At 64.4% G+C, this 309-nt stretch carries 1 protein-coding gene; it reads left to right on the forward strand.

The window, feature by feature from the left end; all coding sequences use genetic code 11:
- Positions 1–309: ATP-binding cassette domain-containing protein (locus MTX36_RS29545; protein WP_243623214.1), on the forward strand; the 309-nt coding region annotated here is incomplete at both ends.

Here is a 309-nt window from a genome sequence, read left to right on the forward strand (position 1 = left end):
GCGCGATCATGCAGTTGCCCTCGCCCACATCAGGTTCCATTCGCCTCGGCGACGTGGAGATGACGGCGCTGGATCCGGAAGAGTTGCGCCGCAGCCGTACTCAGCTGCAGATGATTTTCCAGGATCCGATCTCGTCGCTGAACCCACGTCGTAAGGTCAAGGCTCTCGTCACCGAGGGTCCGGCCATCTGGGGCGGAAAAGACAAGGCAGCCATCGAAGCTCGGGCCCGCGAGGTTCTGGCGGAGGTCGGCCTCGATCCGGACATGGTCTGGGATCGCACGCCGCGCGAGCTCTCGGGTGGTCAGTGCC

The organism is Rhodococcus sp. ARC_M6, assembly GCF_022810305.1.
GTDB lineage: Bacteria > Actinomycetota > Actinomycetes > Mycobacteriales > Mycobacteriaceae > Rhodococcus_F.